Raw genomic sequence first — 6,682 nt, forward strand, 5'->3', positions numbered from 1 at the left:
GGTGGTGGCGGGGCTGGACTGGCAGCCGCCGCGGGTGCCGATCGTGTCGAACGTGACCGGCGCGGTCGCGGACGCCGCAGAGATCACCGAGCCCGGCTACTGGGTGCGGCACGTACGCCAGCCGGTGCGGTTCGCCGACGGTGTGGCGGCGTTGCGGGCACAGGGGGTGGACACCTTCCTGGAGGTTGGTCCGGATGCGACGTTGACGGCGACGGTGGCGGAGATCGTCGGTGATGCCGGGGTGCGGTGTGTCGCGGTGTCGCGGCGGGATCAGCCGGAGGTCGGCGTGTTGACGTCGGCGCTGGGGCGGTTGTGGGTGGCGGGTGTGCCGGTGGACTGGGCGGCGTACCACGGCCAGGCCGGTGCCCGGCCGCGGGTGGTCGATCTGCCCACGTACGCCTTCGACCACCGGCGCTACTGGATCAACGCGGCGACGCGCTCCTACCGTCCCCCCGCAGCCCGGCGTACCGCCGCCGACGAGGACTTCTGGCGCGCGATCGAGGCGGAGGACCTCACGACCCTCGCCGAGAGCCTGGCTGTCGACGCCGACGCGCCGCTCGCCGACGTCCTCCCGGCGCTGTCCACCTGGCGGCGGCGCCGAGACGCCGAGGCCGCCCTCGACTCCTGGCGCTACCGGGTGGCCTGGCAGCCGCTCACGGACGATGCCGCCCGCGCCGAGGCGACCGACTTCCTGCTCGTCGTACCGGCTGACGCCGACGCGGCCCTGACGAACTGGGCGACCGCCCTCGGCGCCGCCGACGGGCGGATCGTCGAGGTCGACGCCACCTGCGACCGCAAGCGGCTCGCCCACGACCTCGCCGAGGCGTCGACCGGCCGCGGCGGGGAGCCGCTGACCGTGCTCTCCCTCCTGGCCCTCGACAACCGTCGGTACGCCAGGACCGGCTCGGTGCCGGCCGGCCTCGCCGGCACCGTCGCGCTCGCGCAGGCGCTCGGCGACGCCGGGATCACCGCCCGGCTCTGGATCGCCACCCGCGGCGCGGTCTCCGTCGGATCCCGGGACCGGCACGTCGATCCCGTACAGGCGATGGCGTGGGGCTTCGGCAGCGTGCTGCGGGCCGAGCACCCGCACCGGTGGGGCGGGCTCGTCGACCTGCCCGAGCAGCCCGACCAGAACGCCGTACGCATGCTCCGGACGCTGGTCGCCGGCACCGGCGGGGAGGACGAGATCGCCCTGCGCCGCAACGGCGCCCACGCGCGCCGGCTCGTCCGGGCGGCGTACGGGGACAGCGGCCCGCGTGGCTCCTGGACGCCGTGCGGCACGGTGCTGATCACCGGTGGCACCGGGGCCCTCGGCGGGCACGTCGCCCGCGCACTGGCAGCCGAAGGCACCGAACACCTCCTGCTGGTCAGCAGGCGGGGCAGCGAGGCACCGGGGGCGACCGCCCTCGCCGACGAACTCACCGCGCTCGGCAGCCGCGTCACCCTCGCGTCCTGCGACGTGGCCGACCGGGACGCGCTCGCGGCGCTGCTCGACTCGATCCCCGCCGAGCTTCCGCTGAGCGCGGTCGTGCACACCGCCGCCGCCCTCGACGACAACGTCGTCGACGCCGTGAGTGTCGACCAGCTGGCCACCGCCCTGCGGGCGAAGGTCGACGCCGCGCGCAACCTGGACGAGCTGACCCGGAACGCGGACCTCTCCGCGTTCGTCCTCTTCTCCTCCCTCGCCGGGCTCATGGGCGCCGCCGGCCAGGCCACGTACGCGCCCGGCAACGCGTTCCTCGACGCCCTGGCGCAGCGCCGCCGCGCCGAGGGGCTGCCGGGCACCTCGCTCGCCTGGGGCCTGTGGGCCGACGGCGGGGTGAGCGCGGGCGACTTCGAGCAGCGGCTCAGCCGTACCGGTTTCGGCGCGATGGCGCCGGAGACGGCCGTGCGCGCCTTCAGCCGGGCGCTGGACCGCGACGAGACGTACCTCGTCGTGGCCGACGTCGACTGGGCCCGAGTGGCCGCCGCCGGTTCCGGGCGCGCCCACCCGCTGGTCCGCGACCTGCTGGCCGAGGCCGGCGCGGCAGTGACCGCCGACGCCCCCGCACTGGCGGCCGACCTGCGTCTGCGCCTGTCGGGACTGCCCGGCGCGGAGCAGCTACGCGTCCTCGGCGACCTGGTACGCGCCGAGGTCGCCGCCGTGCTCGGCCACGAGTCCGTCGAGCGGGTGGCGCCGGACCGGGCGTTCCAGGACCTCGGCTTCACCTCGTTGGCAGCCGTCGAACTGCGCAACCGGCTCGACGCGGCGACCGGCCTCGCGTTGCCGAGCACGCTCGCCTTCGACTACCCGAACTCCGCCGCCCTCGCCGGGCACATCCACGCCGAACTGCTGGGCGGGCAGGCCCTTCCCGCCCCCACCACCGTCACCGGCCCCGTCGTGGGCGACGACCCGATCGTCGTCGTCGGCATGGGCTGCCGTTTCCCCGCCGGAGCCGAGTCCCCGGAGGGCCTCTGGGAGCTGCTCACCGCCGGCGCCGACGCGATGTCGGACTTCCCGACCAACCGGCACTGGGACCTGGAGTCGCTGGCCGGCGCCGACTCCTACGTCTCGCGCGGAGCCTTCCTGGCCGACGCGGGTGGCTTCGACGCGGAGTTCTTCGGCATCTCGCCGCGCGAGGCCCTCGCCATGGACCCGCAGCAGCGACTGCTGCTCGAGGTCTCCTGGGAGGCGTTCGAGGACGCCCGGATCGAACCCCTCGCGCTGCGCGGCAGCCGCGTCGGGGTGTTCGCCGGCACCAACGGCCAGGACTACGAGACCGTCGTACGCGAGGCCGGGGAGCCCCTCGCCGGGTACGGCGCGACGGGTGCCTCCGCGAGCGTGTTGTCGGGTCGGGTGGCGTACTCGTTCGGGTTCGAGGGGCCGGCCGTGACTGTGGACACGGCGTGTTCCTCGTCGCTCGTGGCGTTGCACCTGGCGGCGCAGGCGCTGCGGTCGGGGGAGTGCGACCTCGCGCTGGCCGGCGGCGTCACGGTGATGGCCACCCCGGGCGCCTTCATCGAGTTCTCCCGCCAGGGCGGGCTGTCGGCCGACGGCCGCTGCAAGGCCTTCGCCGAGTCGGCGGACGGCACCGCGTGGGGCGAGGGCGTCGGCGTCCTCGTCGTGCAGCGGTTGTCGGATGCGCGGCGTGCGGGTCGTCGGGTTCTGGCGGTGGTGCGGGGTTCGGCGGTGAATCAGGATGGTGCGTCGAATGGTTTGACGGCGCCGAATGGTCCGTCGCAGCAGCGGGTGATCCGTCAGGCTCTGGCGTTTGCGGGTTTGTCGGCGGCTGATGTGGATGTGGTGGAGGCGCACGGTACGGGTACGGCGTTGGGTGATCCGATCGAGGCGCAGGCGTTGTTGGCGACGTATGGGCAGGGTCGGGATGTGCCGTTGTTGTTGGGGTCGGTGAAGTCGAACATCGGTCACACGCAGGCGGCTGCGGGGGTGGCGGGTGTGATCAAGATGGTCTTGGCAATGCGGGCGGGTGTCGTCCCCGCGTCGTTGCATGTGGATGCTCCTTCGTCGCATGTCGATTGGTCGTCGGGTGCGGTGGAGTTGGTGACGGCCTCGCGTGAGTGGCCGGGTGTGGGGCGTGTGCGGCGAGCGGGTGTGTCGTCGTTCGGTATTTCGGGGACGAACGCGCACGTGATCATCGAGCAGCCAGAGTTGGCGGCGGAGTCCGTCCACCTCTCGGGTGCGCAGCAGCGCGACGAGACCGACCGGGGCGGATCGGCGGACGGGCTGCCGGTTCCCGCGTCTGCCGACGCCGGTCGCCGCGAACGGGATGGAGATCAGCAGGGCGCGTCCGTCGGTCTGCCGGTGCCGTGGGTGGTGTCGGGTCGTTCGGAGCGTGCTCTGGTGGGTCAGGCCGGGCGGTTGGCGTCGTTCGTGCGGTCCGGGTCCCTGTCGCCGGCGGATGTGTCGTGGTCGTTGGCGACGACCCGGGCGGCGTTGGAGCATCGGGCGGTGGTGTGGGGCTCGTCGGGGGACGAGCTGGTTGCCGGCCTGTCGGCGGTGGCCGAGGGCGGGTCGGCGGTGTCGGGTGTGGTGTCGGCGGGTCGTCGGGCGGTGTTGTTCACGGGTCAGGGTTCGCAGCGCGCCGGGATGGGCCGGGAGCTGTATGACGCGTTCCCGGTGTTCGCGGCGTCGTTCGACGAGGTGTGCGCGCGTTTCGACGGCTTGTTGCCGCGTGCGCTGCGCGAGGTGGTGTTCGCGGAGGCGGGTTCGGGAGCTGCTGCTCTGTTGGATCAGACCGTGTTCGCGCAGGCGGGGTTGTTCGCGGTCGAGGTGGCGTTGTGGGAGTTGCTCGCGTCGTGGGGCGTACGGGCCGACTACCTGGCGGGTCACTCCATCGGTGAGGTGACGGCGGCGTACGTGTCGGGGATGTTGTCCCTGGGGGATGCGTGCACGTTGGTGGCGGCGCGGGGTCGGTTGATGCAGGCGTTGCCGGCCGGTGGCGTGATGGCGGCCGTCGGCGCGTCGGAGGAGGCTGTCGCCGAGCTGCTTGGCGCGTCGGGCGCGGCCGTGGACATCGCGGCGGTCAACGGCCCCGCGTCGGTGGTCGTCTCGGGCGCGGCCGATGAGGTGGCCTCGGTGGAGGCGACCGCCCGTGAGCGGGGTTGGCGGGTGAAGGAGCTCGCGGTCAGTCACGCGTTCCACTCGCGGTTGATGGAGCCGATGCTGGAGGAGTTCCGGTCGGTGGTGGCGGGGCTCGACTGGCGGGTGCCGCGCGTCGGGGTGGTGTCGAACGTGACGGGTGCCGTGGCGGACCCGTTGGAGCTGGTGGATCCGGAGTACTGGGTGCGGCACGTGCGGCAGCCGGTGCGCTTCGCCGACGGTGTGGTGGCGTTGCGGGCGTTGGGGGTGGACACCTTCCTGGAGGTGGGTCCGGATGCGACGTTGACGGCGATGGTGGCGGAGATCGTCGCGGATGCGGGGGTGCGGCGGGTTCCGGCATCGCGGCGGGACCAGTCGGAGGTCGCCGCGGTGACGGCGGCGCTGGGGCAGTTGTGGGTGGCGGGTGTGCCGGTCGACTGGGCTGCGTACCACGGTCAGGCCGGCGCCCGGCCGGGGGTGGTCGACCTGCCCACGTACGCCTTCGACCACACCTGGTACTGGCCCGAGGCGGCGCCCGCGGCCCGCCGGGACGCGCATGGCGAAGCTCTCGACGGGCGGTTCTGGGCGGCCGTGGAGTCCGGCGACCCCGACCTGGTCGGCGGCGAGCTGGGTGTCGGCGCGGACGAACCGTTCAGCGCGGTCCTGCCCAAGCTCGCGCAGTGGCGGCGGGCCGCACAGCAGCGGTCGACGGTGGACTCCTGGCGCTACCGCGTGGTGTGGCGGCGCCAGGACGTGACCGGGAACGAGAACCTGACCGGCTCCTGGCTGGTGCTGATGGTCCCCGGCCAGGAGGACCACCCGTTGCTGGCCGGGCTGGCTGAGCGGGGCGCCGAGATGATCCCCGTGGTGCTTGACGAGCTGGACCGGGACGGGATCGCCCGTCGGCTGTCCGCCGCCTCGGCGGCGGCAGGACCGGTCGCCGGGATGATCTCGCTGATGTCGCTGGCCGGCGCCGGTGTCGTCGAGGCACTGGCGGTCGCGCAGGCGCTTGCAGTCACCGAGGTTGAGGGTCGGTTGTGGTGGCTGACCAGCGGTGCCGTCTCCGTGGACGACTCCGAGCCTCTGACCGACCTGGACGGTGGTGCGGTGTGGGGTTTGGGTCGGGTGGTGGGTTTGGAGGTGCCGTTGCGGTGGGGTGGTTTGGTGGATTTGCCGGGTGTGTTGGGTGGTGGTGTGTGGGGTTGGTTGTGTGGGGTGTTGTCGTCGGGGGTTGAGGATCAGGTGGCGTTGCGGTCGTCGGGTGTGTTTGTGCGGCGGTTGGTGCGTGCGGGTTGTCCGGCGGGTGCGGGTGCGGGTGTGGGTGTGGGTGTGGGTGGTGGTTTTCGGTTGTCGGGGACGGTGTTGGTGACGGGTGGTACGGGGGCGTTGGGTGCGCGGGTGGCGTTGTGGGCGGTGGGTGTGGGTGCGGAGCATGTGGTGTTGGTGAGTCGGCGTGGTGGTGGTGCGCCGGGTGTGGGGGAGTTGGTGGGGCGGTTGGAGGGTTTGGGTGTGCGGGTGTCGGTGGTGGGTTGTGATGTGGCGGATCGTGGTGCGGTGGCGGGGTTGTTGGGGGATTTGGTGGGGCGGGGTGAGCGGTTGCGGGCGGTGGTGCATGCGGCTGGTGTGGCGCAGTTGACGCCGTTGGGTGAGGTGGGTGTGGGTGAGGTGGAGGAGGTGTTGCGGGCGAAGGTTGGTGGTGCGGTGGTGTTGGATGAGTTGACTGCTGGTTTGGATTTGGATGCGTTTGTGGTGTTTTCGTCGATTGCGGGGGTGTGGGGTTCTGCGGGTCAGGTGGGGTATGCGGCGGGGAATGCGTTTGTGGATGGGTTGGTGGTGTCGCGGCGTGGGCGTGGGTTGGTGGGGACGTCGGTGGCGTGGGGGCCGTGGGCTGAGGCGGGTATGGCGGTGGGGGTGGCGGGGGAGCAGTTGAGTCGGCGTGGTTTGCCGGGGATGGATCCGGAGTTGGCGGTGGTGGCGTTGCAGCGGGCGTTGGATGGTGGTGAGGGGCAGGTGGTGGTGGCGGATGTGCGGTGGGATCGGTTTGTGCCGTCGTTCACGGCGTTGCGTCCGTCGTGTCTGTTCACCGACATCCCCGAAGCACAG

1 protein-coding gene is annotated in these 6,682 nt (G+C 72.6%); it reads left to right on the forward strand.

The window, feature by feature from the left end; genetic code table 11:
- On the forward strand, positions 1-6,682 hold a 6,682-nt coding region (locus C569_RS0129180; protein WP_018789239.1), incomplete at both ends, for a type I polyketide synthase.

Source organism: Micromonospora sp. CNB394 (genome assembly GCF_000374985.1).
In the GTDB taxonomy this organism is placed as follows: Bacteria; Actinomycetota; Actinomycetes; order Mycobacteriales; family Micromonosporaceae; genus Micromonospora; species Micromonospora marina.